At 59.3% G+C, this 26046-nt stretch carries 19 protein-coding genes; 14 read left to right on the top strand and 5 right to left on the bottom strand.

Annotation, left to right across the window (positions count from 1 at the left end):
• Positions 1-173: 173 nt before the first annotated feature.
• Positions 174-1004: an MBL fold metallo-hydrolase gene (locus CCGE525_RS29805; protein ID WP_120707823.1), complete on the top strand. Its 831-nt coding sequence runs from the start codon at positions 174-176 to the stop codon at positions 1002-1004.
• A 57-nt stretch (positions 1005-1061) separates the two neighbouring features.
• Here the strand turns inward: CCGE525_RS29805 and CCGE525_RS29800 are convergent, their stop codons facing one another.
• Entirely contained in the window at positions 1062-1811 is a 750-nt protein-coding gene (locus CCGE525_RS29800; RefSeq protein ID WP_120707822.1) for a polysaccharide deacetylase family protein, read from the bottom strand.
• Complete coding sequence (locus CCGE525_RS29795; protein WP_120707821.1) at positions 1801-2904, bottom strand: glycosyltransferase family 4 protein; 1104 nt, start codon at positions 2902-2904, stop codon at positions 1801-1803. Before CCGE525_RS29795 ends, CCGE525_RS29800 begins: the two co-directional genes overlap by 11 nt.
• 199 nt (positions 2905-3103) lie before the next feature.
• Between CCGE525_RS29795 and CCGE525_RS29790 the strand changes: the two genes are divergently transcribed.
• The gene (locus CCGE525_RS29790) at positions 3104-4828 is read left to right on the top strand and encodes an adenylate/guanylate cyclase domain-containing protein (protein WP_120707820.1); all 1725 of its coding nucleotides are present in this window, start codon (positions 3104-3106) and stop codon (positions 4826-4828) included.
• Between the two features lie 27 nt (positions 4829-4855).
• On the top strand, positions 4856-5734 hold the full coding sequence (locus tag CCGE525_RS29785) for an FkbM family methyltransferase (RefSeq protein WP_120707819.1): 879 nt from the start codon (positions 4856-4858) through the stop codon (positions 5732-5734).
• A 3-nt stretch (positions 5735-5737) separates the two neighbouring features.
• On the opposite strand, the gene CCGE525_RS29780 is transcribed toward CCGE525_RS29785, so the two are convergent.
• Positions 5738-6217 carry a class I SAM-dependent methyltransferase gene (locus tag CCGE525_RS29780; protein ID WP_120707818.1) on the bottom strand — a complete coding sequence of 160 codons (480 nt, stop codon included), beginning with the start codon at positions 6215-6217 and terminating at the stop codon, positions 5738-5740.
• Positions 6218-6374: 157 nt separating this feature from the next.
• On the opposite strand from CCGE525_RS29780, the gene CCGE525_RS29775 reads away from it, so the two are divergent.
• The 11 genes from CCGE525_RS29775 (at position 6375) to CCGE525_RS29725 (ending at position 22616) form a co-directional block, all read left to right on the top strand.
• Positions 6375-7580: a DUF3095 domain-containing protein gene (locus CCGE525_RS29775; RefSeq protein ID WP_120707817.1), complete on the top strand. Its 1206-nt coding sequence runs from the start codon at positions 6375-6377 to the stop codon at positions 7578-7580.
• Between the two features lie 347 nt (positions 7581-7927).
• Positions 7928-9268 (top strand): adenylate/guanylate cyclase domain-containing protein, encoded by a 1341-nt coding sequence (locus CCGE525_RS29770; RefSeq protein ID WP_162950346.1) that lies wholly within the window; start codon positions 7928-7930, stop codon positions 9266-9268.
• Between the two features lie 161 nt (positions 9269-9429).
• Positions 9430-11334 (top strand): ABC transporter ATP-binding protein, encoded by a 1905-nt coding sequence (locus CCGE525_RS29765; protein ID WP_120707816.1) that lies wholly within the window; start codon positions 9430-9432, stop codon positions 11332-11334.
• A gap of 35 nt (positions 11335-11369) precedes the next feature.
• Entirely contained in the window at positions 11370-13244 is a 1875-nt protein-coding gene (locus tag CCGE525_RS29760) for an ABC transporter substrate-binding protein (RefSeq protein WP_425375923.1), read from the top strand.
• Positions 13237-14235 carry an ABC transporter permease gene (locus CCGE525_RS29755; protein WP_120707814.1) on the top strand — a complete coding sequence of 333 codons (999 nt, stop codon included), beginning with the start codon at positions 13237-13239 and terminating at the stop codon, positions 14233-14235. Before CCGE525_RS29760 ends, CCGE525_RS29755 begins: the two co-directional genes overlap by 8 nt.
• On the top strand, positions 14232-15407 hold the full coding sequence (locus CCGE525_RS29750) for an ABC transporter permease (RefSeq protein ID WP_120707813.1): 1176 nt from the start codon (positions 14232-14234) through the stop codon (positions 15405-15407). The genes CCGE525_RS29755 and CCGE525_RS29750 overlap by 4 nt, the downstream gene beginning before the upstream one ends.
• A gap of 101 nt (positions 15408-15508) precedes the next feature.
• Positions 15509-16723: a glycosyltransferase family protein gene (locus CCGE525_RS29745; protein WP_120707812.1), complete on the top strand. Its 1215-nt coding sequence runs from the start codon at positions 15509-15511 to the stop codon at positions 16721-16723.
• 17 nt (positions 16724-16740) lie between these two features.
• Entirely contained in the window at positions 16741-18000 is a 1260-nt protein-coding gene (locus tag CCGE525_RS29740; protein ID WP_120707811.1) for a glycosyltransferase family 4 protein, read from the top strand.
• Positions 18001-18115: 115 nt separating this feature from the next.
• The gene (locus CCGE525_RS29735) at positions 18116-19141 is read left to right on the top strand and encodes a glycosyltransferase family protein (protein ID WP_245472208.1); all 1026 of its coding nucleotides are present in this window, start codon (positions 18116-18118) and stop codon (positions 19139-19141) included.
• 231 nt (positions 19142-19372) lie between these two features.
• Positions 19373-22087 carry an ABC transporter ATP-binding protein gene (locus CCGE525_RS29730; RefSeq protein WP_120707809.1) on the top strand — a complete coding sequence of 905 codons (2715 nt, stop codon included), beginning with the start codon at positions 19373-19375 and terminating at the stop codon, positions 22085-22087.
• Between the two features lie 52 nt (positions 22088-22139).
• Complete coding sequence (locus CCGE525_RS29725; RefSeq protein ID WP_120707808.1) at positions 22140-22616, top strand: cyclic nucleotide-binding domain-containing protein; 477 nt, start codon at positions 22140-22142, stop codon at positions 22614-22616.
• A 726-nt stretch (positions 22617-23342) separates the two neighbouring features.
• Here the strand turns inward: CCGE525_RS29725 and CCGE525_RS29715 are convergent.
• Together CCGE525_RS29715 and melA are read right to left on the bottom strand one after the other, a co-directional pair.
• Positions 23343-24485: a fumarylacetoacetate hydrolase family protein gene (locus CCGE525_RS29715; RefSeq protein WP_120707806.1), complete on the bottom strand. Its 1143-nt coding sequence runs from the start codon at positions 24483-24485 to the stop codon at positions 23343-23345.
• 180 nt (positions 24486-24665) lie between these two features.
• The gene (gene melA / locus CCGE525_RS29705; protein WP_120707804.1) at positions 24666-26036 is read right to left on the bottom strand and encodes an alpha-glucosidase/alpha-galactosidase; all 1371 of its coding nucleotides are present in this window, start codon (positions 26034-26036) and stop codon (positions 24666-24668) included.
• Positions 26037-26046 lie beyond the last annotated feature (10 nt).

The raw sequence follows: 26046 nt of genomic DNA, 5'->3' as shown, positions 1-26046 counted from the left end.
ATACCTATATTAGTTGTGTGCAACTCGTTGCTGAACATTAACCAAGGATCTGCGTTGATGAAACGGCGGGATTTAGTTTTCACGGGAGTACGACTTTTGCGAAAATTGCTGGCTTCGCACGATAGAAAAAGTGTGCTTACGTTGACGGAAAGGGGAATGGTGTCAAAACTTCTATGAAAAACGATAGTTTCGAGCTTAAATTCTGGGGTGTGCGAGGAAGTATCCCCGTATCGGGACCGGAATTCGAGCGCTACGGCGGGAATACATCCTGCATCGAATTGCGGCATGACGGCAGGCACATTATTTTCGACGCCGGGACCGGAGCGCGGGAGGCAGCATTGTCGCTTGCACAGGAAGGCGTTCGCGATGTCGATGTCTTCTTCACCCACTCGCACTACGACCACATCATCGGCCTGCCTTTTTTCAACCCGATCTATGATCCCAAGGTCAGCGTCGATATCTGGTCGGGTCATCTCGCCGGCAAGACGACGACCCGACAATTGATCGGCCAATTCATGCGGCCGCCCTGGTTTCCGGTTGAACCCGATATCTGCCGCGCGACGATGAAATTTCGTGATTTCGTGGCCGGTGATACGCTGAAGCCGCATCCGGGTATCGTCATCCACACCGCCAAAATGAACCATCCGGGCGGCTGCATCGGCTACCGCATCGAATGGGCTGGCCGTGTCATTGCGCTGGTCTACGACACCGAGCACATGGCTGGTCGGCTGGACGAAGCTGCCCTTTCGCTGATGATGGATGCAGATCTCGCCGTCTACGACACCACCTACATCGAGCCGGAGATGCCGAAACATCTGGGTTTCGGGCATTCCACCTGGCAGGAAGGCGTCAAACTGGCGAAAAAAGCGGGCGCTAAGCGTCTCGCCCTCTTCCACCATGCGCCGGCACGCACTGACAAGGAGCTGGACGACATGCAGCGGGATGCACGCGCGAGCTTCGACGGTGCTTTTGCCGCGTTTGACGGTCAGTTGCTTGAGCTTTGAAGCGCCCATCCCAAACGTGCAAAAAGGCGTCTTGGGATAAGATCGCGCTTGCTGCTATCAACCAATGAAGTCGCCGACCTGGCGCCAGGCGACGGCCGGGTGGACAGTTGTCTCCTCGAACAGCGTTGCGATAAAATCCCAGGCCGCGGCGTCGTGGACCAGATGGTGGGTTAGGATGCCGATCGGCTCATCATTGCCATCGAAGCGGTTTTGCAGTTCCCGCACGAGATAGCCGACAAGCTCGCCATGCGGTCGCCCGCCATGCGTGCCATGCCAATCCATGATATCGATATGGGTGTTGATCGGGGTGATCGGCTGGCCCGGTTTTGCCAATCCATAGGTGGAAATGGCGCGATATCCGAAAGGCGCAAGCTCGGGCAGCAGCGCCTTATCGATCCGGTTCCACGGCGGCACCAGCATCGGCGCGAATTGCTCGGGATAAAGCGCTTTCAGCTTGTCAAAGCCTTTGTGAAGTTCATCCAGCACGATCGCTTTTGGGCGATGCGCGCCGAGTTCCTGTTTCTTCGTTTCGTCCGGCGCATAGTTGCGATGCGTCCAGCCATGCACGGTTATCGTCAGATCTTTCTGGCGCGCCAACCGCGTCGCCAGCGGCTCGCCGGTATGGGCGGGGATCACCGCCAACGTCATGGGTATCGAATAATGATCCGAGAGCGCCAGCAGTTGGTTGAGCGCGGCGGTCGGCTCGATAGCGTCATCGTCGCGAAACCACAGTTTCGCCTTTCGCCCGGCATCGGCCCAGCGCTGTAAGTCATCGCGCAGAGGCTGCCATTCGGCTCTATCGTTCATAATAGGAATCTCCCAAATGCTTTCGCAGGATGGTTTCAAGTCGCTTCGAAGCCGCAGTTAACGACCGGTCTTCATGAACCAAGCGGTGGGCCGCTTTGCGCATCGCCCGACGCTTCAGATCATCGTCCAGCAAACGTGAAATCGCACCGGCATAGGCTTTCAAATCTCCCTCGGGTGTCAAAAGACCTGTGACATCATCGATCACGACTTCCGGCACGCCCGCGGTTGCTTGCGCCACGATGGGCAGACCGGCTGCCTGCGCCTCGAGATAGGCAAGGCCATAGGCCTCGCCGCAGCCGGGCCAGACATAGATGCCCCCTGCCCGCAGTTCAGCCGCAATCTCTGGCGGCGAGCGTTCTTCGAGCCAGGTGATGCGATGACTATCGAAGGCGGAGAACAGCATCCGCACCTCCTCTCGCATCGGCCCGTCGCCGATGACCGTCAGCGTCCAGTCACCATCGCGGATCAGCCTGAGCGCCTCAGCGAGCATCGCATAGCTATCGAACTTGTCGCCGCGCCGCATCATCGCAACGGCGATCAACCGATGCGGGTCGATCTCCTCGATCGGGGGTCCGAAAAGCGACGTATCGATGAAAGGCAGGAAGCGTTCGTAGCGCCCTTCGGGGACGGCATCAACGAGACCGATTCGGTCGCGCTCGGTAAAACAGAGATTGACGGCGGCCTGCCACACGGCGTCGGCAACCAGACGCTGATTTTCGCCCCAGCCGTTGTCATCGTGCCGCCTGCTATAAGACGCCTCGGCCGTGACGTAGGGAATGCCGAGTGTCGCCGTGATCGGCGGGCCGATCAGGTCCGGCGTCTTGTAGTAGGGATGATACGTGAACCAGAGATCCGGCAGCGGCTCTTTTCGCCACTTTTCGAGCAATCTCTCGGTCTCGTGTCCCGCCTTCCGAGCGATTTCGGCGCGCGGCCCAACCTCTGGCGTCGGCGTGAAGCTGCGCAATTCCGACGCGATCTCGACTCTGTGTCCCGCCATTTCCAGCGCCGCGATGATGAGGCGCGCCATCAACCGGTCGCCGGACGGCACCGGATTGCTGGGCGATTTAAGTGGGGCGTAGAAGGCGATCTTCATGGCGTGAGCGAATAGTTGACGATAAAGTGATAGTTTGGCTCGGAAATGTGCGGGAAATGCCCGAATTCCGACAGGTTGCTTGACAATAAGGCTCCCGCTTCAAAGGCCGCATCCTCGACAGCACGCGGCATTGCAGCTAGATCACTAGGCGATAACTGCTTTCTGTTCTTTTGTGAACGGGCAATATAAGCGGGATTGGATGACCACAGAGGCGAGAAAACCCTTCATCTCCGATCGTCTCGTGCGAAAGTTCCGCCTCGGCTCCGGTTTGGTCATCTTCGTCTTCGTGATCATGCATCTGGCCAATCATTCCCTCGGATTGATCTCGTTGAGTGCTGCCGATCATGCGCAACGCTGGTTCATGGCCGTCTGGCGCAATCCGGTCGGCACGGTGCTTCTCTACGGCGCGCTGATCGTCCATATCCTCCTTGTCTTGCGCATGCTTTACAAGCGCCGCACTCTGGTGATGCCGGCAGGCGAGGCCTTCCAGATCGTCACCGGTTTGCTGGTTCCGGTTCTCCTGATCGACCACATCATCGGGACGCGCATCCTGCATGATGTCTACGGCTACCACGACAACTATCGTGCCATCGTCCGCAGTCTCTGGATCACGTCGCCGGCAAACGGCGTGCGCCAGATGATCGTGCTGATGGTCGTCTGGATCCATGGCTGCATCGGTGTTCATTTCTGGCTGCGCTATCGCTCCTGGTACGCGGCGGTTGCGCCCCTCATGCTGTCTTTCGCCATCGTTTTGCCAGTGCTGGCCCTGCTCGGTTTCGCCGCCATGGGCAGAACGGTGTCGCATGAGGTGGCGCACGATGACGAGCGCGGTTATCGGGGCGGCTATTACAGCGACATGCGCAGCTATGGCGAAACCGGATCCATACCCGGCAGCCGGATGGTCAGCGACTTATGGCCCTATCGCGCCGGCTTCTACGGTGCTTTCAGCGCATCCATCATCGGCCTTTTCGCCTTCCGCACCCATCGCAGGCTGCGTGAACGTCAGCACCAAGTCGCGATCCGTTATGCCAGCGGCGAGGTCGTGCGCGTGCCCCGCGGGTTCACCGTGCTCGAAGCAAGCCGCCTCGGCGGCATCCCGCATTATTCCGTCTGCGGCGGCAAGGGCCAATGCTCCACCTGCCGCGTCCAGATCATCGATGGCGGAGATAAACTGCCGCCGCCCGAGGCGTTGGAGCAAAAGACGCTGAACCGAATCGGCGCCACACCGGACGTCCGCCTCGCCTGCCAGCTGCGTCCGACAAGTGAGATCAGTGTCGTGCCGCTTTTGACGCCGATGTCGGAATCGACCATTCCAGTCTACAGCCAGACGGCGAGCCCAGGTCGCGAACGTGAGATCGTCGTGTTTTTCTGCGATCTCCGCCATTTTACGACGCTGACCGAGTCGCGCCTGCCCTTCGATATCGTCTTCTTGCTCAACCGTTATTTTGCGATCGTCGGCCGGATCGTCGAGGACAATGGCGGCCGGATGGACAAGTTCATCGGCGACGGCGCCATGGCTCTGTTCGGCCTGAGCACCACGCCCCAGGAAGCCAACCGTCAGGCGCTGAAGGCGGCGGCCGAGATTATCCGGGAGATCGACAAACTCGGCAAAGAGCTGGCAGACGAGCTATCGGTCCCCCTCGAGATCGTCGTTGGCCTTCACACCGGTTCGGCAGTAGTCGGCTCGATGGGCTATGGCAATGTCAAAAACGTGACGGCGATCGGCGATACCGTCAATGTGGCGAGCCGCCTCGAAAGCGTCGCCAAAGAATTCAACCGCGCGCTGGTCTTCTCCGAGCCGGTGGCGAGCCTTTCCGGCGTTGATATCGCCGGTATCGAAAGCCGCGAGATAGCTGTGCGCGGCCGCGGCGAGCCTTTGCGCGTCTATATCGTCCCGAAGGAGGAAAGCGGTCGCTTTGCATAGGCCGTTCAGGCGTGTAGGGATGGCGCAATGTCCGACCGCAAGATTTTGACCGTCAAATTCTGGAATCGCACCCTCCGCAAGATCAGGGATCGCATTGTCACGCGTCTATTCGATAGCCGTCTTGGCCGCGACATCCTGATCAGCGCCATCGGCCCGCGTGTGAAGACCATGACGCTGGATTGCGGCGATCACGTCTTGAGCTTCTCGCCGGCCGACTACATCGGCCGCAAAGTGTTTCGCAAAGGCCATTTCGAGCGCGATCATGTCGACCGGCTGCTGACGGTTCTGCGCGAGCACGGCCTGCTGCGAAAGGGCACGGTGCTGCTGGAACTCGGCGGCAATATCGGCACGCAGACCACCTATTTCGCCTTGAGCGGCGTCTACCGCCAAATCGTTGCCGTCGAGCCCGATCCCCGTAACTTTCGGCTCCTGTCGATGAATATCGCCGATAACGGAATGCAGGATCGGGTAACTGCAATAAACTGCGCCGCCGGCGACCGTGAAGGGCAGCTCGACTTCTATCTGAACCACAAGAATCACGGCAAAAGCAGTGCGCTGCGCCAAAGTGCGGGAGATGAAAAGATTTCCGTGCCGGTCCGGCCCGTTGGCCGCATTCTAGACGACATCGGCGTCGAGGCTGCAGATATCGGGCTGATCTGGATGGATATCGAGGGCTATGAGCCTGTTGCCATCCGGTCGATGCAGGCGCTGATGGCCCGCAAGGTGCCGCTCCATATGGAATTCACACCGGCCTTCTACGGCAGGGAACAGACGTCAGCCTTCATCGGCAATCTCGCCGGCTACTATACGGAATGCCTCGCCTTTTTCGAAGACCGCACTGTGCCGATGAAAGTGGTTGACTTGCCGGTTGAGGGCGAGCAGTTCGATGTCCTGTTCCTGCGTTGACGGCTATCTGCGCCGATAGATGAAGTAGCGGCCCTCCTTCACGTCTGACGGCAAGGGCAATGCATCGAGATCGGGATGATCGAGGGGCAGGCCGCTAACGGCCAGGCCGCTTGAGGCCAGAACGCCGGCCATGATCTCGGGAAGCCAGGTCAGCGTTATGGCATCCTTGTCCTCATAACCCGTGCCGATATCGGCATGGGCAAGCGACGCGCCGATACCGATGAAATCCCTTGCAGTGTCCTTGATCTCGCCGAGCACGAGATTGCCGGCCTCCGGCATCGATGGGCCGTAGGCATTGGCAGCCCGATCGAAGGCGACGACACGGCGGTCTGGGAAAAGCTCGCGCAGGTGATCGAACGTGCGGCCATTGCCGAGCCCAAGCTCGAGCACTGGGCCGTCTAGCGTTTTGACCTCGTCGGCAACAGCATTGAGAATATCGCGCTGCGCGGTCAGGCGGCGGATGAAACTATCCAGGCGGCTCATCGTATATATCTTGTCCTCGGCGTCGCGGTGTCTCTCCCGAGGTTGGAGTAGCATGGCGGATGACATCGCGTCGACCGCTGGTATTTCAACGCCGTTGCTGTAGGGATAGGATTTTGCGGCGCCCGCCCATAAGGGGCCAACACATAGGGAGGATGTCATGGCCGATCTATCGAACGACGATTTCTTCCGTAATTTGCCGGTTTTCACCCGTTTCGAAGGCGTCACCGACGGCAACAATTATCAGCCGCTTCCCCATGACTGGTTTCTGGCGGTCGCCGATATCGTCAGCTCGACGAAGGCGATCGCTTCCGGTCACTACAAATCCGTCAATATGGCTGGGGCCGGCGTAATTTCCGCCGTGCTTAACGCGCTGGACAATGGCGACTTTCCCTTCGTCTTCGGCGGCGATGGTGCTCTGGTGGCCGTTCCTCCCTCCGGTGAGGGTCGCGTGCGAGACGCGCTGGCGGCGGTGCGGACATGGGTGATGGAGGAGTTGCAACTCAGCCTGCGCACCGCTCTGGTGCCGATGGCGGATGTTCGTGCCGAGGGGCTGGATGTGCGGGTCGCCCGTTTCAGCCCCAGCGACTTCGTTTCCTACGCCATGTTTTCCGGCGGCGGTGCGAGCTGGGCCGAAAGGCAGATGAAGGCAGGACGCTTTGCCGTCGAGGCGGCACCGCAGGAGGCGCGGCCGGATCTGACCGGTCTTTCCTGCCGATGGAACCCGATCGACGCGCATAATGGCGAGATCGTCTCGATCATCGCGGTTCCCGATGCGGCCGGAAATGGCCCGGAATTCCAGCGCCTCGTCACCGATATCATCGCCATTTCCATGGAGCAGAACCGCGGCGGCCATCCGGTGCCGGTCGAGGGTCCGACGCCGGCGCTTGCCTTCGACGGAGCCGAAATCGAGGCGCGAGCCACGGCGTCGGCGTCCAATCGTTGGCTGCGCAAGCTTTCGATTGCCGCCCAGATCGTTGTCATCTACATCCTCGACAGATTCGGCATCCGCGCGGCAACCTTCGATGCCAAGATCTACAGGCGTGACCTTGCCGCAAACTCAGATTTTCGCAAATTCGACGATGGCTTGAAGATGACCATCGATGTGGACGCCGCGCATCTTTCCCGCATCGAAGCGCGGCTGCGCGAAGCCGAAGCTGCAGGCATCTGCCGTTACGGGCTGCATCGGCAGCAAAGCGCGCTGATGACCTGCTTCGTGCCGACGCCACTGATGCGCGACCACATGCATTTCATTGACGGCGCTAGCGGCGGTTATGCGATGGCGGCGATGGCGTTGCGGGATAAGCTGCGCGCCGCCGTTTCTCCGGCGGTGGATACGCCCCTGCCGTCGCCCAGTATACCGTAGAGTTTTTCTCTCCGGCAAAATTTTCTTCAGCTCCGTCGTTTTCAGCCATTGTTTCAGCGGCATGGCTGACTTATTTGAAGGAGAACAAAACGAGAGCCGGCAATTCTGGCGACTCTTTTCTGTTGCGCCATATGTCCGCCAGGACGCGTAGAAGGCGCAGCAAAATCTTTCACGGCGCCGGCGCGATTCAACACTTTTGGGAGAAATGCGCTGTCGCCATTGCATGGCTCGTTCATCCGACCCGTGCCAAATTGCTTGGACACGACCTTATCGCCGCGCCCATATTATTTGGTATTTGGCGTGTCGCCGGGGAACGGCATTTTGGATCACAGGAATAGGCCACGGGGATGATGACCGTTCACTCGAGTGTTTCCGATATTTTTCTCGACAAGGTCGCCGAATGGCTGACGCAGTCGGCACTGACAGGCGAAAATCTGGAGAGCATCGTCCGCGGTTTCTGCGAACGCATCGCCGCGTCCGGCCTGCCGATCGCCCGCGTGCATCTGACCTTCTCGATGCTGCATCCGCTCTATGACGCGCTCGGCTTCACCTGGCGGCGCGCCGGCGGGCTGACGATCGAAGGCTATCGGCATAGAAACGACAAGCCGGAACGCTTCGTGCAGAGCCCCTATTATTATCTGCTCTCCAACAATCTGCTGCACCTGCGCCGCCGCGTCGACATTGACGGGCCGCTTGAATTTCCGGTCTTCGAGGACTTGCGCAAGGAGAAGATCACCGACTATATCGCCTTCGTACAGACTTTCGGCGCTGGTTCCGCCCAGGGAATGATGGGCTCCTGGTCGACCGACAGTATCAGCGGTTTCAGCGAGGAAATGATCGGCGCGCTGATGCGCATGCAGAATCATCTCGCCATGGCCGCCAAGATGGCGGTACTCGGTAAGCTCGCCAACAATATGCTCACCACCTATCTCGGAGGCGACGCTGGTAAACGCGTGCTGAACGGGCAGATCCGCCGCGGCGACGGTGAAACGATCCGCGCCGCCCTGGTCATGGGCGACATGCGTCAGTCGACCCTCTACGCCGAGAAGGAAGGACGCCAGGCCTATATCGATACGCTGAACGAATTTTTCGACGCCATCGCTGCGCCGTTCAACCGCAACGGCGGCGAAATCTTGAGTTTCCTCGGTGACGGCTTCCTCGCCGTCTATCCCTGCGGCCGACATAAGGACCCCTCCAAGGTCGCTTGCGAAGCGGCGCTATCCGCCGTTTTCCACGCGCGGAACCGGGTTGCCGCTCTCAACAAGGATCGCCAGACACGCGGCCTGAACGAAGTTCGTTATGGCATCGGCCTTCATGTCGGCAACGTCATGTTCGGCAATGTCGGGCTGAAGGATCGCTTGACCTTCTCCGCTTTCGGCGCCGCCGTTAACGAGGTGGAGCGGCTGCAATCGCTGACCAAGAAATATCAGACGGAGGTGGTCGCGAGCCAAACGTTTGCCGGCTATACCGGCGGCGAGTGGGTAACGCTCGGCGAGGAGAGGCTACGCGGCGTGCGCCAGCGCTTTACGGTCGTGCATCCAAAGGCGATCACCACAGCCAATGGAACCACGGAAGTCTTTCTCGATGCGGCCGCCGACGTTCTTTCGGAAGCAGAGCAGGTCATCTTGCTGCATCGGGATGCCAAGAAGTTCGAGAGCCGCCCGCAAGTCGAGAAGTTCATCCAGTGATATTCAGGATGACCAAGTTGAGCGTCTTTCGGTAGATCACTGGAAAAACGACAGTTTTTTTACAGTTACCGTCCCCCTTTGACCAACTGGACACCCGTTATGGCCTACGTTAGTGTGCCGTATGGGGCCAAAATGGTCGTGCAAGCGGGAACTACTTCGGCATGGCGTCAGGGACTGATTTGTTGCGTATTGAGAACCTCGACGTTTCGTTCTCCATCTACGGGGACAAGTTGCGCGTGGTTAAGAGCGCCAACCTCCGGGTGCTGCCCGGCAAGGTAACGGCACTTGTTGGCGAATCCGGTTCCGGTAAGTCGATCATCAGCCAGTCGATCATGGGCATTCTGCCAACGCCGGCACAGGCGACCGGCCGTATTCTCTTTACCGATCCGCTCGATGGTCAGACTACGGACATTCTCGAGCTGCCGCGCGACAGTGCTGCGATGCGCCAGCTTCGCGGCGCCCGCATGGCCAACATTTTCCAGGAGCCAATGACCTCGCTCTCGCCGCTGCACACAGTCGGCAACCAGATCAGCGAGGCGCTTCGCATCCACAATCCTGCCATCAGCAGGGCCGAGCAGCGCGAGAAGACCGAGGAAATGCTGGGCCTCGTCGGCTTTCAGAATCCGCATCGCACCTTCGATATGTATCCTTTCGAATTGTCGGGCGGCATGCGTCAGCGCGCGATGATCGCCATGGCGCTGATCTGCAATCCTGCGCTTCTGATCGCCGATGAGCCGACGACGGCATTGGACGTGACGATCCAGGCGCAGATCCTTGGCCTGCTGCGCAGCCTGCAGCAGAAGTTCAATATGGCCATGCTGCTGATCACGCATGATCTCGGCGTAGTCGCCAATATGGCAGATGAGGTCGTGGTCATCTATCACGGCGAGATCATGGAGGCGGGACCGGTCGAGACGATTTTCCGGCAGCCGCAGCATCGGTATCTCAGGGCGTTGATGTCGGCGGTGCCGCATTTCGATATGAAACCCGGCGAGCGGCTGAAATCGTTGCGCGATGTGCCGGTCAATCTCAGCACGTTCTCCGGCAAGAAGAAATACGCCAAAACCAATGGCGCAAATGGTGCGCCAGAAGTTCTGCTGTCCGTACGCAATCTCTCCAAGACCTACATGTCCAAGGGAACCGGCATGTTCGGGCGAAAGGCAGGCCTGCAGATTAGCGCCGTAGACAATGTCAGCTTCGATATACGCCGTGGCGAATGCCTCGGTCTTGTCGGCGAGAGCGGCTGCGGTAAGACGACGGTCAGCAAGATCCTGATGCGGGCCGTCCGACCCAACAGTGGTTCGGTGACATTCGATGACGGCGGGGGCAAGATCGATGTGCTGGCCGTCAAGGGCGACGAGCTCATGGATCTCAGGACCAAGATCCAGATGGTGTTCCAGGATCCGGTTTCATCCTTGTCGCCGCGCATGACGATCCGCAATATCCTGAGCGAACCCCTCGAGATCCATGGACATGGCGACAGCGGCGAGCGCAAGGAGAAGGTGAAAGGCCTGATGCAGGCAATCGGGCTCGACCAGCATTATCTGAGCCGCTATCCGCACAGCTTTTCCGGTGGGCAGCGCCAGCGCATCGGTATCGCCCGTGCCCTGGCGCTTGGGCCGAAACTGCTGATCCTCGATGAACCGGTCTCAGCGCTCGACGTCTCCGTCCAGGCGCAGATCCTCAATCTTCTCAAGGATTTGCAGAGAGAACTTGGTCTTACTTATCTCTTCATCTCGCACAATCTCGCAGTCGTCGACTACATGGCAGACCGCATTGCCGTCATGGCCCGTGGCCGCATCGTCGAAATCGCGCCGCGCGAGATCATCTTGCGCGATCCCGTCCATCCCTATACCCGCTCGCTGCTTGCCGCGGTCCCCTTCCCCGATCTCGACCGGCCGCTTGATTTCTCTGCGTTGAATGCCGACGGTCCGGCAGCCAAACAGAGCTGGGGGCCGCACTTTGCGGAGGATGAAGGTGTGGATCTCGCCTACGCCGATCTTGGTGGTGGTCATTTCGTGCGCGCTCGCCGCGACGCCGATGTTCAGGAACTGCGCACGTGGTAAGTCGTCGAACCTTTCTTGGCCTATTGGCCTCCAGCATGCTGCCGCTGCCGGCCATGGCGGCTGATGCAGACAACGAGCCGGACTACCTGCACGACTGGCTCAGGTCCGGCCAGATGCCGCGGCTCGCCGAGCGCCTGCCGAAGATGCCGCGCATCGTCAATATGGCAGCCTTGGGCCGCGAGCCTGGCCGTTACGGCGGCTCGGTGCGCACGATCATCGGCAGCCAGAATGATATCCGCTACATGACGATCTACGGTTATGCCCGCCTCGTTGGCTACGACCCGACGCTGACGCTGCAGCCGGATATCCTCGAATCTTTCACGACGGAGAATGACACCGTTTTCACCTTCAAGCTGCGTGAGGGGCACAAATGGTCGGACGGCCAGCCGTTCACATCGGATGATTTTCGCTATTGGTGGGAAGACGTCATTCTCAGCAAAGCGCTGACGCCGGGCGGCGGTGCGTTGGAGCTGCGCCCTCACGGTAACCTGCCGCGTTTCGAAGTGCTCGATTCGCTGACGGTGCGTTATTCCTGGGATCAACCCAATCCGAATTTCCTGCCGAGCCTGGCGGCACCGCAGCCGCTGGTCATTGCCGGCCCTGCTCATTACCTCAAGCAATTCCACAAGAAATACCAGGACGAAATCCGCCTCTCCGCCCTGATGCAGGAGAACCGCGCTCGCAAATGGACGGAACTGCACACCAAGATGGCGCGCAGCTACCGGCCGGAAAACCCCAACCTGCCAGTGCTCGATCCCTGGCGCAACACGACCGCGCCACCGGCCGAACAATTCGTGTTCGAGCGCAATCCCTATTTCCATCGCGTCGATGAAAACGGTCGGCAACTACCCTACATCGACCGCTTTATCCTCAGCATCAGCTCCTCGGCGATCATCGCAGCCAAGGCCGGCGCCGGTGAAAGCGATCTTCAGGCGACCGGCATCGATTTCAACGACTACACCTTCCTGAAGGATTCGGAGAAGCGCTATCCGGTCAAGGTCCATCTCTGGAAGGTGGCGCGCGGTTCGCGTGTCGCGCTGCTGCCTAACTTGAATAGTGCCGATCCCGTTTGGCGTGATGTCCTGCGCGACGTGCGGGTACGACGGGCACTCTCGATGGCGATCGATCGCCACGAGATCAACATGGCCGTCTTCTACGGCCTCGGCACCGAAAGTGCCGATACCGTTCTGCCGGAGAGCCCGCTCTATAGGCCGGAATATTCTTCCGCCTGGATTGCCCATGATACGGCTCAGGCCAATGATCTGCTCGATGCGGCCGGCCTCGACAAACGCGACAGGGATGGCATTCGCCTGTTGCCGGACGGGCGGCGGGCGGAGATCACGGTCGAGACTGCCGGCGAAAGCACACTCGATACTGATGTGTTGGAGCTGGTCACCGATCATTGGCGCAGGGTCGGCATTGCGCTCTTCACCCGCGTGTCGCAACGCGACGTCTTTCGCAGCCGCGCCATGGGCGGGCGCATCCTGATGTCGATCTGGTATGGTCTCGACAACGGGGTGCCAACAGCCGACATGAATCCCGGCCAGCTCGCGCCGACGATGGACGACCAGATGCAATGGCCGCTCTGGGGCATGCATTATCTTTCACGCGGCACCCAAGGCGTTCCGCCCGACCTGCCGGATGCGGTAGAACTGGTCGAACTTCTCGGCAAATGGGGCGTCGCGGCGTCCTCTTTCGAACGCGCCGAGATCTGGCATCGGATGCTGTCGATCTATACCCAGCAGGTCTTCTCTATTGGCCTGATCAACGGCACCCTGCAGCCGATCCTACGCGCGTCGCATCTGCAAAATATGCCGGAAAAGGCGCTCTACGGTTTCGATCCGACCTGCTATCTCGGGGTCTATATGCCCGACACCTTCTGGCTGAAGGAGGATCAACCGCGTGTTTAGATATATTCTTTGGCGCATTGCGGTCATGGTTCCGACGCTGCTCGTCATCTCGATGCTGGTCTTCACCATCATCCAGTTGCCACCGGGCGATTTCTTCGAAAGCCAGATCGCGGAGCTTCAAGCCCAGGGCGAAACCGCCAACCTGCAGGAAATCGAGGATCTTCGCCACGAATACGGGCTCGATAAGCCCATGGCCCTACAATATGTCCGTTGGGTCGCCGGCATGCTGCACGGTGATTTCGGCTATTCCTTCGAATATCAGCTGCCGGTTTCGGAGGTCGTCGGCGACAGGCTGTGGCTGACGATCCTGGTATCCATGACGACGATCCTGTTGACATGGTTGGTTGCGTTCCCCATCGGCATCTATTCCGCCACCCATCAATATAGCTGGGGTGATTACGGCCTGACTTTCCTGGGTCTGCTCGGTATCGCCATTCCGAACTTCATGCTGGCGCTGATCCTGATGTATTTCGCGAATGTCTGGTTCGGTGTCTCCATCGGTCACCTGATGGATCAGAGATACTTGTCTCAGCCGATGAGTTGGGAAAAGGCGCGCTCGATCCTCTCGCATCTGTGGATTCCCGTCATCATTGTCGGCACCGCCGGCACCGCCGGCATGATCCGCCGCCTGCGTGCCAACCTGCTCGACGAGATGCAGAAGCAATATGTCATCACGGCTCGGGCCAAGGGACTGCACCCGCTCAGAGCACTGGTGAAATATCCGCTGCGCATGGCGCTCAATTTCTTCGTCGCCGATATCGGCTCGATTCTACCGTCGATCATCTCCGGTGCCGAGATCACCGCCATCGTGCTCTCCCTGGAAACGACTGGGCCGATGCTGATCAAGGCGCTGCAGAGCCAGGATATGTATCTCGCTGGCTCGTTCCTGATGTTTCTCGCTTTCCTGAACGTTATCGGCGTATTGATCTCCGACATCGCCCTCGGCTTCCTTGATCCGCGTATCCGCTTGCAAGGCAGGAGCACGAAATGAACGCACCCCTGCCGCGTCCAGGCGCCCCACTAGAACACTACGTTTCCACTGCCGCCTTCGATCCGGAGCAGTTCGAGGCCATGTCGGCCGGTCAGGCACGCTACTACAAGGCCTCTCAGAAGCAGTTGATGTGGTGGAAGTTCAAGCGGCATAAGCTTGCTCTTGCTTCCGGCATCTTCCTGCTGCTGCTGTACTGCACGATCTTGATTTCGGAATTCCTGGCGCCCTATGGCCTGCACACCCGCAATGTCGATTTTATCCATTCGCCGCCACAGAGGGTCCGCTTCTTTAACAACGGCGAATTCGTCGGCCCCTTCGTCTATGGCCGCAAAATGACCCTTGATCTCGCCACGTTGCGGCGGGTCTATACGAACAACGCGCAAGACATACAGCCGATCCGCTTCTTCTGTCGTGGCGATGCCTATCGCTTCTGGGGATTGGTGGATTCGGATCTCCATTTGATCTGTCCCGCGGTCGGTGGCCAGATGTTCCTGCTTGGCACCGACCGGCTCGGGCGCGACGTATTGTCCCGCATCATTTACGGAGCGCGCATTTCCCTGACAATCGGGTTGATCGGCATAGCCATCAGCTTCGTGCTGGGGATAGTCATCGGTGGGCTGGCGGGGTATCATGGCGGTCTCTTCGACCTTCTCGTCCAGCGGGTCATCGAAGTGCTGCAATCTCTGCCGAGCCTGCCGCTATGGATGGCTCTCGCAGCGATCATGCCGGTGACCTGGAGCCCCATCATCATCTATTTCGGCATCACCATCATACTCGGCATTCTCGATTGGACCGGATTGGCACGCGCCGTTCGCTCGAAGCTCTTGTCTTTACGCGAAGAAGACTATGTACTTGCAGCACAATTGATGGGTGCAAGTTCGCCGCGTATCATCGGACGTCATCTTGTACCAGGATTCATGTCGCATCTGATCGCGACGGCGACGATTTCGATCCCCAGCATGATCCTCGGCGAAACCGCGCTGAGCTTCCTAGGGCTCGGTCTTCGCCCACCGATCACCAGCTGGGGCATCCTGCTCACCGAGGCAAGAAGCGTCAGTGTCATTGCATTTTACCCGTGGCTCCTCTTCCCGATGGTCCCGGTGATTTTGGTCATTCTGGCGTTCAACTTTTTAGGAGACGGCTTGCGCGACGCGGCCGATCCCTACAAATAGCGGAAAGCGTGGCCAAGAAATGGATTGCAATTCGAAGAGCGGCCGCGGACGTCGTTTGCTGACAACCCGCGAAAATGACTTTCATTCCTGAGGTTTTGCCCATGAAGCGGCGCTTAGAAGATGCTCGAATCCTCATGTATAGTCACGACACGTTCGGTCTCGGCCACCTCCGGCGGTGCCGAACCATCGCGCACGCGCTCGTTGAAGACTATCGTGGGCTGAACGTCCTGATCATTTCCGGTGCGACGATTGCCGGTGCTTTCGATTATCGAGCACGAGTCGATTTTGTGAAAGTGCCGAGCGTCATCAAGCTGCGTGACGGCGAATATACGTCGATGGCGAGCCATATCGATCTTCAGGAAACGATGAAGATGCGCCAGTCGATCATCCGCCACACGGCGGAGACCTTCCAGCCTGACATCTTCATCGTCGATAAGGAGCCGATGGGCCTGAAGGGCGAGGTCGAGGAGACGTTGCAATATCTGAAGGCGCGCGGCACCACGCTCGTGCTCGGCATGCGCGATGTCATGGACGCCCCTTATCTGCTTGATGCCGAGTGGAAGAGGAACAACGCCTTCCAGAAGATCGACCAGTTCTACGATCGCGTCTGGGTTTACGGCCCGCCGGATTTCTACGATCCGCTGGTCGGTCTTGACGTGCCGTCGGGCGTGCGCCGGAAGATGGAGTTCGTCGGTTTCCTGCAGCGCAGTGTATCCACATTGGGCACGAAGTCGGAACATGTGCCTGACGAGGATTACATTCTGGTCACGACCGGTGGCGGCGGCGACGGTGCCGATCTCGTCAGCGATGTTCTCGGCGCTTTCGAGCAAGACGATACGCTTCAACACAAGACGTTGATCGTGCTCGGCCCGTATATGCCGGCCAAGGAGCGCAACCACTTGATCGAGCGGGCAAACAAGATTGCCTGTCTGCAGGTAATCGAGTTCGACAACAAGATGGAAGAGCTGATTGCCGGCGCCAAGGGCGTGGTCGCCATGGGTGGCTACAACACCTATTGCGAAATCCTGTCCTTCGATAAGCCCGCGCTGATCATCCCGCGCACGCGGCCACGCGAAGAACAACTGATCCGCGCCCAGCGGGCAAGCGAGCTGGGCCTCGTCGACATGCTGCTGCCGGAGGAGTCTGCCGATCCGAGACAGCTCGCGGCCGCGCTGAAGCGTCTGCCGACCCGCGCGCCGCCGTCGGCGAGCGGCGAGAACATGCGGCTGGAAGGGCTGGTGCATATTTCCCGCATCATCGGCGATTGGTTTGACGACCGCGACCATTATCCGCCGCTATCGGTCGTCGCCGAATAGAGCATCGGAACCGATCGATGCAAAAGAAAATCCTGGTGGTTCTCAAGGGCTATCCTCGCCTGTCCGAGACATTCATCGCGCAGGAACTGCTCGGGCTGGAGAGGGCCGGCTTCGACCTGACGCTGATCTCGATGCGCAAGCCGACGGACAAGAAGCGCCATCCTATCCATGACGAGATCAAGGCGCGGGTCGTCTACCTGCCGGAGTATCTGCACAACGAGCCGTTGCGCGTGTTGCGAGCCTTCTTGGCCGGGATCAAGAAGCCCGGCTTCAAGCCGCTGCTGAGGCAATTCTGGGCCGATCTCAAGCGTGACATCACGCCAAACCGCGTACGCCGCCTCGGCCAGGCGCTGGTGCTGGCGCATGAGTGGCCCGACAATGGTGCGTGGTTGCACGCGCATTTCATCCATACGCCGGCCTCGGTGACGGCCTATGCCAGCATCATGACAGGCGTCCCCTGGACCTGCTCTGCGCATGCCAAGGATATCTGGACCTCACCAGACTGGGAGCTGTCGGAAAAGCTTGAACGCGCCCGCTGGACGGTGACTTGCACCCGCAGCGGCTTTGAGCACATGCGTGATCTGACGCCGGTGCCGGAAAGCGTGCATCTGAGCTATCACGGCCTGGATCTCGCCCGCTTCGACGCTTTTGCTGGGCACCATTCCCACCGTGACGGCTCGCAGGCATCCGAGCCCGTTTTCCTGCTCAGTGTTGGTCGGGCCGTGGAGAAGAAGGGTTATGATATCCTGTTGCGGGCGTTGGCGCTGCTGCCCGCCGATCTTCATTGGCGCTTCATCCATATTGGCGGCGGCGATGGATTGACGAAGTTGAAGGCACTTGCCGAAACGCTCGGCATTGGTGACCGCATCACCTGGAAAGGCGCGATGGCGCAGGAGGATGTGCTGGCGCATTACCGCCAAGCGGATCTTTTTGCGCTTGCCTGCCGCGTAGCGGCGGATGGCGACCGCGACGGTCTGCCGAATGTTCTGGTCGAGGCCTCCAGCCAACGCCTTGTCTGCCTTTCCACCAATATTTCCGGCGTGCCGGAGCTGCTTACGGATGGCGAGAATGGTTTCGTCGTGCCGCCGGAAGACCCGAAGGCGCTGGCGGCGGCAATGGGACGGGCGATCCGCGACCCGGCGCTGCGCCATCGGCTTGGCAACGCCGCCGAGAAGCGGGTGCGCGAACATTTCGACCATCATTCCAGTATTCGGCAATTGACGCGGCTGTTCGAGGAGCAGTGGCAAAAAGAAGAGCAATGGCGGAAATCCGCATGAGGTCCCCCGTACTTCGTCCCCGCGTGTCTTTTTCTATGTTCAACACCTGCTCGGCATTGGCCATCTCGCGCGCGCCAGCCGCATCGCCAGTGCTATGGCCAAGGACGGCTGTCAGGTGACGGTCGTCACCGGTGGCGTGCCAGTGAACGGATTTCCAGGCCCGGATGTCACCTCGGTCACCCTGCCGCCAGTCGTGGCCAGCAGTGCCGGCTTTTCGGGACTCGCCGATCAAACGGGAAATGCCGCCGGCGAGGAGTTCCTGTCGGCGCGCCGCGACCTGCTGCTGGAGGCATTTCGGACGGCTGAGCCCGATGTCGTCATCATCGAGGCTTTTCCGTTCGGCCGCCGACAAATGCGCTTCGAGTTGCTGCCGCTGCTCGACGCCATCGCCGGAGCCAATCCCAAGCCGAAGCTCTACACCTCGGTGCGCGATATCTTGCAGCAACAGAAGAAGCCAGGGCGTGATGGGGAGACGGTGGCTTTGTTGCGGGATCACTTCGACGGTGTTCTCGTCCATGGCGATCCCGGCTTCGTTCGGCTGGAGGAGACGTTTCCGCTGACATCAGCCATATCCGACAAGATAACCTATACCGGCCTTGTCGCCCCGCCCCTGCCGCCGGAAACGATGGAGACTTTCGACATCATCGTTTCCGCCGGCGGCGGTGCGGTTGGGCGTGACCTCATCCGTGCCTCACTGGAGGCGGCAAGCCGAGTGGCGATCGATCGTCGCTGGTTGCTGATCACCGGACCGAACCTGCCGGAGCAGGATTTTGCCGCATTGGCAAAGGACGCACCCGGCAATGTCGACTTGGTCCGTTTCCGCAAGGATTTCCCGTCGCTGCTGGGGCGCGCGGAACTGTCGATCTCGCAGGCGGGCTATAATACGGTCGGTGATCTCCTCGTCACTGGCTGCCGGTCTATCCTGGTTCCGTTCACGGCCGGCGGCGAAACGGAGCAGTCGGTGCGTGCCGAGCGACTGGAGAAACTCGGGCTGGCGCTGACCTTGCCGGAAGCGGGCCTGACGACCGATCAGCTTGTGGACGCGGTGGAAATTGCATTGTCGCGGCCGAAGCCGTCGAACCCCGACATCGACCTTACCGGTGCCGAGCGAACCTCGGCGATCATTCGTGACGCGTCGTGACGGTTGCAGCAAAATATCGATTACAATGCCTTATCGTTTTGCTCTCCTCGTCTTTTGCAATCTTGTGATATAAATCGAGAAAACAATGAATCGGGAGGTACCTGGACGAAAGACCGGGCGGCGTTCCGTTTTTCACAATGGGGCCGCGCATTCACGATGAACTTCTCCCGCACCTCTGCAACATCGGCGCCGACGGCGAAGACTGTTGAATTTGGAAGCATGCAATAAGCGATGGAAAAGAGCCTAGCGCGTTACATCTGGTCGAATACCCGGCTGGAGCAAATTTGGATCCTGACGATCGTCGCGGCTTCGATGATCCCGTACTTTCTGTCCTTCGACTTGCCGAAGCAGATCGTCAACGGACCAATCCAGGGCAAGGGTTTCGAACATCCAGGTCAAACCCAGACCTTCATGCATATCGCTTTCGACGTGCCAGTGCTTGGGCACTTCGAAGTATATCAAGGCATGCAGCTCACCCGCTTCTGGATGTTGATGGCGCTCAGCCTGGTGTTTCTGGCACTTGTCGTCCTCAACGGCCTCTTCAAACTTTACATCAACACCTACAAGGGCCGACTGGGCGAGCGCATGCTGCGCCGTATCCGTTTCGAGCTCATCGACCGCGTACTGCGTTTCCCGCCGGCGCATTTCAAGCGGGTCAAGCCGGCTGAAATCGCCACGATGATCAAGGACGAGGTAGAGCCCATGGGCGGCTTTACCGGCGACGCCTATGTGACGCCGGCGCTGCTCGGCGGCCAGGCGATCACGGCGCTCGTCTTCATCATCATGCAGAATTTCTGGCTTGGCATGATTGCCGCCGGCATCGTCGCGGTGCAAGCCGTTGTCATCCCCCGCATGCGCAAGCGACTCTTGGAGCTCGGCCGCCAGCGGCAGCTGACTGCGCGCGAGCTTTCCGGGCGTGTCGGGGAAATCGTCGAAGGCATCGGCACGATCCATGCCAACGACACCACCAATCTGGAGCGCGCCGACATCGCTGCCCGTCTCGGATTGATCTTTTCGATCCGCTACGATCTCTATCAGTGGAAGTTCCTGGTGAAGTTCATCAACAACTTCCTCGCCCAGGTCACGCCCTTCCTGTTCTATTCGATCGGCGGTGTCTTTGCACTGCAAGGGCGCCTGGACATCGGTCAGCTTGTGGCCGTCATCAACGCATACAAGGACCTGCCGGGGCCGCTGAAGGAACTCATCGACTGGGATCAGTCGCGTCAGGACGTGCAGGTCAAATATAATCAGGTGGTCGAGCAGTTCAGTGTCGACGATCTGATCGATTCGAAGATCCAGGTTGTCTCGCCGGCGCCCGCCGGCCGAATCACCCATTCGCTGGTTGCGACTAATTTGACTGTGGTCGACGACAGCGGTGCTCGCGTGCTGGATCACGTCTCGGTCGAAATCCACCCTGGCGAGAAAGTGGCAATTGTCGGCGACAGCGGCGCTGGTGGCGAATACCTCGCCGAGGCGTTTGGCCGGCTTGTCTGGCCGGATAGCGGCCGCATCGCGATCGATGGCCGCGACCTGCTGGAACTGCCGGAATCGCTGACGGGACGACGCATCGCCTATGCCTCGTCGGAAACATTCTTCTTTCATGGCACGTTGCGCAGCAATCTTCTCTACGGCCTGAAGCACGCGCCATTGAAGGGCGCCGACTATGATGATGTCGCGGCCAACGAGATCAAATGGCAGATGGCCGAGGCGCGTCGCGCCGGCAACCCTGAACTCGATCTCAACAGCGACTGGGTCGATTACGCCGCCGCCGGTGCCACCGGCCCGCATGATATCTATGCGGCTATCCGTCCTGTCCTCGATGCCGTGGCCATGTCGCAAGATATTCTCGACATGGCACTGCGCTCAAATGTCGACACGGCGACGCATGACGATCTCACCTCACGCATCGTCGAGTTGCGCCAGACACTGCGCCTCAGGCTGCAGGAGGAGAATCTCGACGGACTTGTCGTGCCTTTCCAATTCGACGCTTACAATCCGCAGGCGACTGTCGGCGAAAACCTGTTGTTCGGCACGCTGAAGCGGCCATTGATGACCAACCGCAAGCTCGCCGCCCATCCCTATTTCCAACGGCTATTCACCGAGACCGGGCTCGATACCGATCTCTACGACATGGGTCTGGAAATTGCAGAGAATGCCGTCGAACTCTTCACCGACCTGCCGCCGGATCATCCCTTCTTCCAGCAGCTCACCTTCATGACGGCCGAGGATATTCCAACCTACGAAGCGTTGCTGCAGAAGCTGAACGGAAAGGGCTTCGACGCTGCGACACCGGACGAGCGGGTGTCCATCATACGCCTAAGCTTCTCCTATATCGAACCCCGTCACCGCTTCGGTCTTTTGACGCAGATGCTGATGGAGAAGATCGTCAAGGCGCGCGCGAAGTTCCACGAACATATCCCGGCCGACCTGGCCCGTGTGGTCGAGCGCTACGATCCCGAACGCTTCACCGCTTCGGCGACATTGATGGATAATGTGCTGTTCGGCCGGATTGCGCACCAGCAGGCCGATGCGCCTGAGCGCATCCACAGCATCATGTACGACGTTTTCGAGCGGCTTGGCATGCAGGACAGCGTGCTGTCGATCGGCCTCGATTTTGATGTCGGTTCCGGCGGCAAGCGACTGACCAACGTGCAGCGGCAGAAACTCAGTCTCGGCCGCGCTTTGCTGAAGCGGGCGGATTACATTATCTGCAATCGCCCGCTGCCGGCGCTCGACCACCGCGTCCAGGACCAGATCGCCCGCGCGATCCTGACCGGGGTCGGCAACAGCGAGTACGCACCAGCGGTTGTTTGGGTTCTGTCCAATCCGGGCTTTGCGGAATTGTTTGATCGTGTTTTGGTGTTCGACCGCGGCAGCTTGGTTGAAAGCGGCACATCCACCGATCTTTTAGAGAAAAACGGTATGTTCAAGGAACTGTTATCGTAATATCCTATTGCTTCGGTGGTATTTGGGGCCCGACACTGGGGGTTTGAAGCTCATGCTTCTGAAAGATGAAGTTGAAATGCTAAAGCGGGTGCCGATTTTTTCGCGCATCGCACCCGCCAAGTTGAAACTTTTGGCATTTACCTCGGATCGCGTCAGCTACAATGCCGGTCAGGCACTGTTTCATCAGGGCGATCAAGGTGATGCCGCTTACGTTGTTCTTTCCGGAACCGCTGATATTCTTGTCGACAGCCCGACCGGAGAGATCAAAGTCGCCGAGGTGGATATCAACTCCATCGTCGGCGAAATCGCGATCCTCTGCGACGTCTCCCGCACCGCCACCGTTAAGGCGACGTCACGGCTTGAGGCGCTGAAGATCAGCAAGGAGCATTTCCTGAAGCTGCTCAGCGATTTTCCCGAAATGGCCGTCGAGATCATGCGCGTCCTCGCCGACCGCCTCAATCACACCACCTCCGAACTCACCGCAGCCCGCAGCCGTCAGAACCAGCCACAACCAATGTCGACCCATTGAAGTTGAGCCGCTGTGCCCGCTTGGCCTTTTGAGATCTCGCGCGAGTGCGGACTTCATGCGCATGCCCTTCGCTAATGGGCGCCTTTTCCTTTGCCTCATAGGCATGGGCCAGGATGATACGCACCTACCTCCATCGCATGACGACCTCAGGAAGGCTTTCCTCCGGTACACATCCCGCAGGGTGAGGTTTCGGATCTTCGATCACATATTTCCTACGACCTTTATACGGACAATGGACGACCCATTGCCTCTATTGCCAAGTTGTCCTTCGTGTTCAATGCGCTCAAATTTTTCGATGCGGTAAGGACAGGCCATGATGTTCATGGCGTTCATCCTTTGCGACTTGGACTATAGAGCGATGACCGAGCATGAGAAGCAGATTGAATTGGATCGCCTCATAAACATCCTCCGGGACGACGGTATGCCATATCCCAGAACGAATGGTGTGCCTCTGTCCCGTGTCATGCTCGATAAGACGGTTTCGGAGTGTCGGCGGCTTGTGTCGATATCGCGGCGGTCCGGGGCGCTCGTCGCGTCTCCGGAGCAAGGCGCTGCTCAATCATACAACCTTTGAACGTGTTGTCGGTGGAAATCGCCCTTGCTTCCACGTGATCATTAGCGTTTGCTCGACGATGAATAGCCGGGCGAAAACTCGCCCAGCGGATAAAATGTTCTGCTCCTGTCGCCGCGGCCTTTAGGCAGTCGAGCCTTCCCTGGACGTCTCCCTCAAATCAGCCCTCGCCCAGCCAGATTGCGCATCAGGTGCGATGTCGCGAAGGTCCACGGCGCGCACTCCGTTGACAGCAATACGCGGTTCTTCAACGCCCCGAGCTTGTCGTTGGAGATGGTGACGATGTCGCCGATCTTGTGGGTAAAGCCCTGGCCGGGCGTATCACGGTCCTCGACAGGAGCAAAGAGAGTGCCCATGAAGAGCACGAAGCCGTCCGGATACTGGTGATGGCGGCCGATGGTCTGGGAGACGAGATCGAGAGGATCGCGGCTGATTTCCTTCATTGACGAGCGGCCGTGCAGGACATAGCCGTCCTCGCCTTCGACCTTGAGGTCGAGATCGGCGTTGCGCACATCGTCGAGCGTGTAGGTTTCGTCAAACAGGCGAATGAAGGGGCCGATTGAGCAGGAGGCGTTGTTGTCCTTTGCCTTGCCGAGCAACAGCGCCGAGCGTCCCTCGACATCGCGCAGATTGACGTCATTGCCGAGCGTCGCGCCCTTGACACGACCCTGGCTGTCAACGGCAAGCACGATTTCCGGCTCGGGATTGTTCCACTTCGAGATCGGATGCAGGCCCACATCGGCGCCCACGCCCACCGAGGACATGACCTGTGACTTGGAGAAGACCTCGGCGTCGGGGCCGATGCCAACTTCGAGATATTGCGACCAGACGCCCTCTTCGATCAGTGCCGCCTTCACTTTGGCAGCTTCAGGCGAACCAGCCTTCAGGTTACGCAGGCTGTCGCCGATAAGGGCCATGACCTTACCTCGGATCGCTTCCGCAAGATCCGGATTGCCGGCCGCGCGCTCCTCGATAACGCGCTCTACCATTGAGCGGGCAAAGGTGACGCCGCAGGCTTTGATCGCCTGCAGGTCGATGGGAGCAAGGAGATGGATGGCCGAGGTGTCGGCCTTGCCGTCAAGCAGGTCTTCGAGTTTGGCGACGGCTTCACCTTTCTGCGCGCGGACAAAACCAACCGGATCATCCTTCTCCAGAAGGTCGCGCATAGTCGGCGCTTCTTTCGAGGTGATGTCGCAAAGTGCGCCGTTGCGAACGACGACAAGGGCCGGCCCCTTCACATCAGGACGCCAGATGCGGCCGACAAAAGTTCCGGTTTTGAAGATGTCTGAACTCGCCATGTGTTTGATCTCTCCCAAGGTTCGCCTCGTTTTTAGCGCAGGCGGCGAGGCTTTGCCACATCAGATCAGCCGGAAGAACAGCGGGTTTTGGATTTTCACCTTCTCCGTAACGGCGAAGAGGCAGGGCCCCGCAGCAACGCTGCGAGGCCCCTTCGGCCGCAAAACCGGGAGAGAATAGTTTTAAGCGGCCTGAACCTTGCGGTCGCTGCGTGCCCATTCCGGCAACCAGGTTCCATGGGTAGCCAACAGCTCGTCGACCAGCGACCAGATCTGGTCGAGATCGAGCTCGGCAGCAGTATGCGGGTCCATCATCGCCGCGTGGTAGATGTGCTCGCGGTTTTCGGTCATCAGGGCCTGCACCGTCAGTTCCTGCACGTTGATATTGGTGCGGATCAGCGCTGTCAGTTGCGGCGGCAGGTCGCCGATGAAGGTCGGCTGGATGCCGGAGGCGTCGACCAGGCAGGGAACCTCGGCGGCGCAATTGTACGGCAGCGAGGTGATGCAGCCGTTGTTGCGGACATTGCCGTAAATGACCGAGGGTTCGCCAGTCCAGACCGAATTGATGATCGAGGAGGCATATTCCTTCGATTGAGCCACTTCGATCTTGTCGGCGCTGCGATATTGCTCGGCCTGGTTCTTCCAGCGCGCGATCTGCTCGATGCAACGCTTCGGATATTCGTCGAGCGGAATGCCGAATTTCTCGATGAGGTCCTCACGGCCTTCCTTGATGAAATAAGGCGTGTACTCGGCGAAATGCTCGGAGCTTTCGGTGACGAAATAACCGAGACGCGTCAGCATTTCGTAGCGCACCTTGTTCGGGCAGCGCGGGTTCCAGCCGGGCTTCGGTGCCTGCCCCTCACGATAGGCGCGGACGAGATCGGGATAGAGATCGCGATAGGAACCGTCCGCCTGGCGATGCTCGAATTTCAGATAGAAGGCCATATGGTTGATACCAGCCGAACGGTAGCGGATTTCGTCATAGGGAATGTCGAGATCCTTGGCCAGTTCCATCGCCGTGCCCTGCACGGAATGGCATAGACCGACCTGCTTGATCGTCGGGTACTTCTCCGCGATCGCCCAGGTGTTGATCGCCATCGGATTGACGTATTGCAGCATGATGGCCTCCGGGCAGACGGCCAGCATGTCCTCGCAGATTTTCCAGAGATGCGGCACGGTGCGCAGACCGCGCATGATGCCGCCGACGCCCAGTGTATCGGCAATCGTCTGGCGCAGGCCGTATTTCTTCGGCACTTCGAAGTCGGTCACCGTGCAGGGCTCGTAACCGCCGATCTGGAAGGCGACGACGACGAAGTCGGCGCCGTCAAGTGCCTGGCGCTGATCGGTAAAGGTCTCGACCGCAGCCGATGCACCAAGTGTCGAGGCCAGTTTGCGGGCGACGATGGCGCTTTCTTCCAGTCGCTGGGAGTTGATATCCATCAGCGCAATTTTTGCGCCCGCAAGTGCCGGGCGCTGCAAAATGTCACCGATAATGTTCTTCATGAAAACGGTCGAACCGGCGCCGATAAAGGTGATCTTGGGATTGCCTGCCATGTAAAATCTC

Origin of the sequence: Rhizobium jaguaris (assembly GCF_003627755.1) — a bacterium.
In the GTDB taxonomy this organism is placed as follows: domain Bacteria; phylum Pseudomonadota; class Alphaproteobacteria; order Rhizobiales; family Rhizobiaceae; genus Rhizobium; species Rhizobium jaguaris.
This window is presented reverse-complemented; position numbering and strand designations above follow the sequence as displayed.

Excerpts from the sequence above, each read along its gene's own strand:
- CCGE525_RS29805 (WP_120707823.1), top strand. The coding sequence starts at position 174 with ATGAAAAACGATAGTTTCGAGCTTAAATTCTGGGGTGTGCGAGGAAGT.
- CCGE525_RS29800 (WP_120707822.1), bottom strand. The coding sequence starts at position 1,811 with ATGAACGATAGAGCCGAATGGCAGCCTCTGCGCGATGACTTACAGCGC.
- CCGE525_RS29795 (WP_120707821.1), bottom strand. The coding sequence starts at position 2,904 with ATGAAGATCGCCTTCTACGCCCCACTTAAATCGCCCAGCAATCCGGTG.
- CCGE525_RS29790 (WP_120707820.1), top strand. The coding sequence starts at position 3,104 with ATGACCACAGAGGCGAGAAAACCCTTCATCTCCGATCGTCTCGTGCGA.
- CCGE525_RS29785 (WP_120707819.1), top strand. The coding sequence starts at position 4,856 with ATGTCCGACCGCAAGATTTTGACCGTCAAATTCTGGAATCGCACCCTC.
- CCGE525_RS29780 (WP_120707818.1), bottom strand. The coding sequence starts at position 6,217 with ATGAGCCGCCTGGATAGTTTCATCCGCCGCCTGACCGCGCAGCGCGAT.
- CCGE525_RS29775 (WP_120707817.1), top strand. The coding sequence starts at position 6,375 with ATGGCCGATCTATCGAACGACGATTTCTTCCGTAATTTGCCGGTTTTC.
- CCGE525_RS29770 (WP_162950346.1), top strand. The coding sequence starts at position 7,928 with ATGATGACCGTTCACTCGAGTGTTTCCGATATTTTTCTCGACAAGGTC.
- CCGE525_RS29765 (WP_120707816.1), top strand. The coding sequence starts at position 9,430 with ATGGCGTCAGGGACTGATTTGTTGCGTATTGAGAACCTCGACGTTTCG.
- CCGE525_RS29760 (WP_425375923.1), top strand. The coding sequence starts at position 11,370 with ATGCTGCCGCTGCCGGCCATGGCGGCTGATGCAGACAACGAGCCGGAC.
- CCGE525_RS29750 (WP_120707813.1), top strand. The coding sequence starts at position 14,232 with ATGAACGCACCCCTGCCGCGTCCAGGCGCCCCACTAGAACACTACGTT.
- CCGE525_RS29745 (WP_120707812.1), top strand. The coding sequence starts at position 15,509 with ATGAAGCGGCGCTTAGAAGATGCTCGAATCCTCATGTATAGTCACGAC.
- CCGE525_RS29740 (WP_120707811.1), top strand. The coding sequence starts at position 16,741 with ATGCAAAAGAAAATCCTGGTGGTTCTCAAGGGCTATCCTCGCCTGTCC.
- CCGE525_RS29730 (WP_120707809.1), top strand. The coding sequence starts at position 19,373 with ATGGAAAAGAGCCTAGCGCGTTACATCTGGTCGAATACCCGGCTGGAG.
- CCGE525_RS29725 (WP_120707808.1), top strand. The coding sequence starts at position 22,140 with ATGCTTCTGAAAGATGAAGTTGAAATGCTAAAGCGGGTGCCGATTTTT.
- CCGE525_RS29715 (WP_120707806.1), bottom strand. The coding sequence starts at position 24,485 with ATGGCGAGTTCAGACATCTTCAAAACCGGAACTTTTGTCGGCCGCATC.
- melA (WP_120707804.1), bottom strand. The coding sequence starts at position 26,036 with ATGGCAGGCAATCCCAAGATCACCTTTATCGGCGCCGGTTCGACCGTT.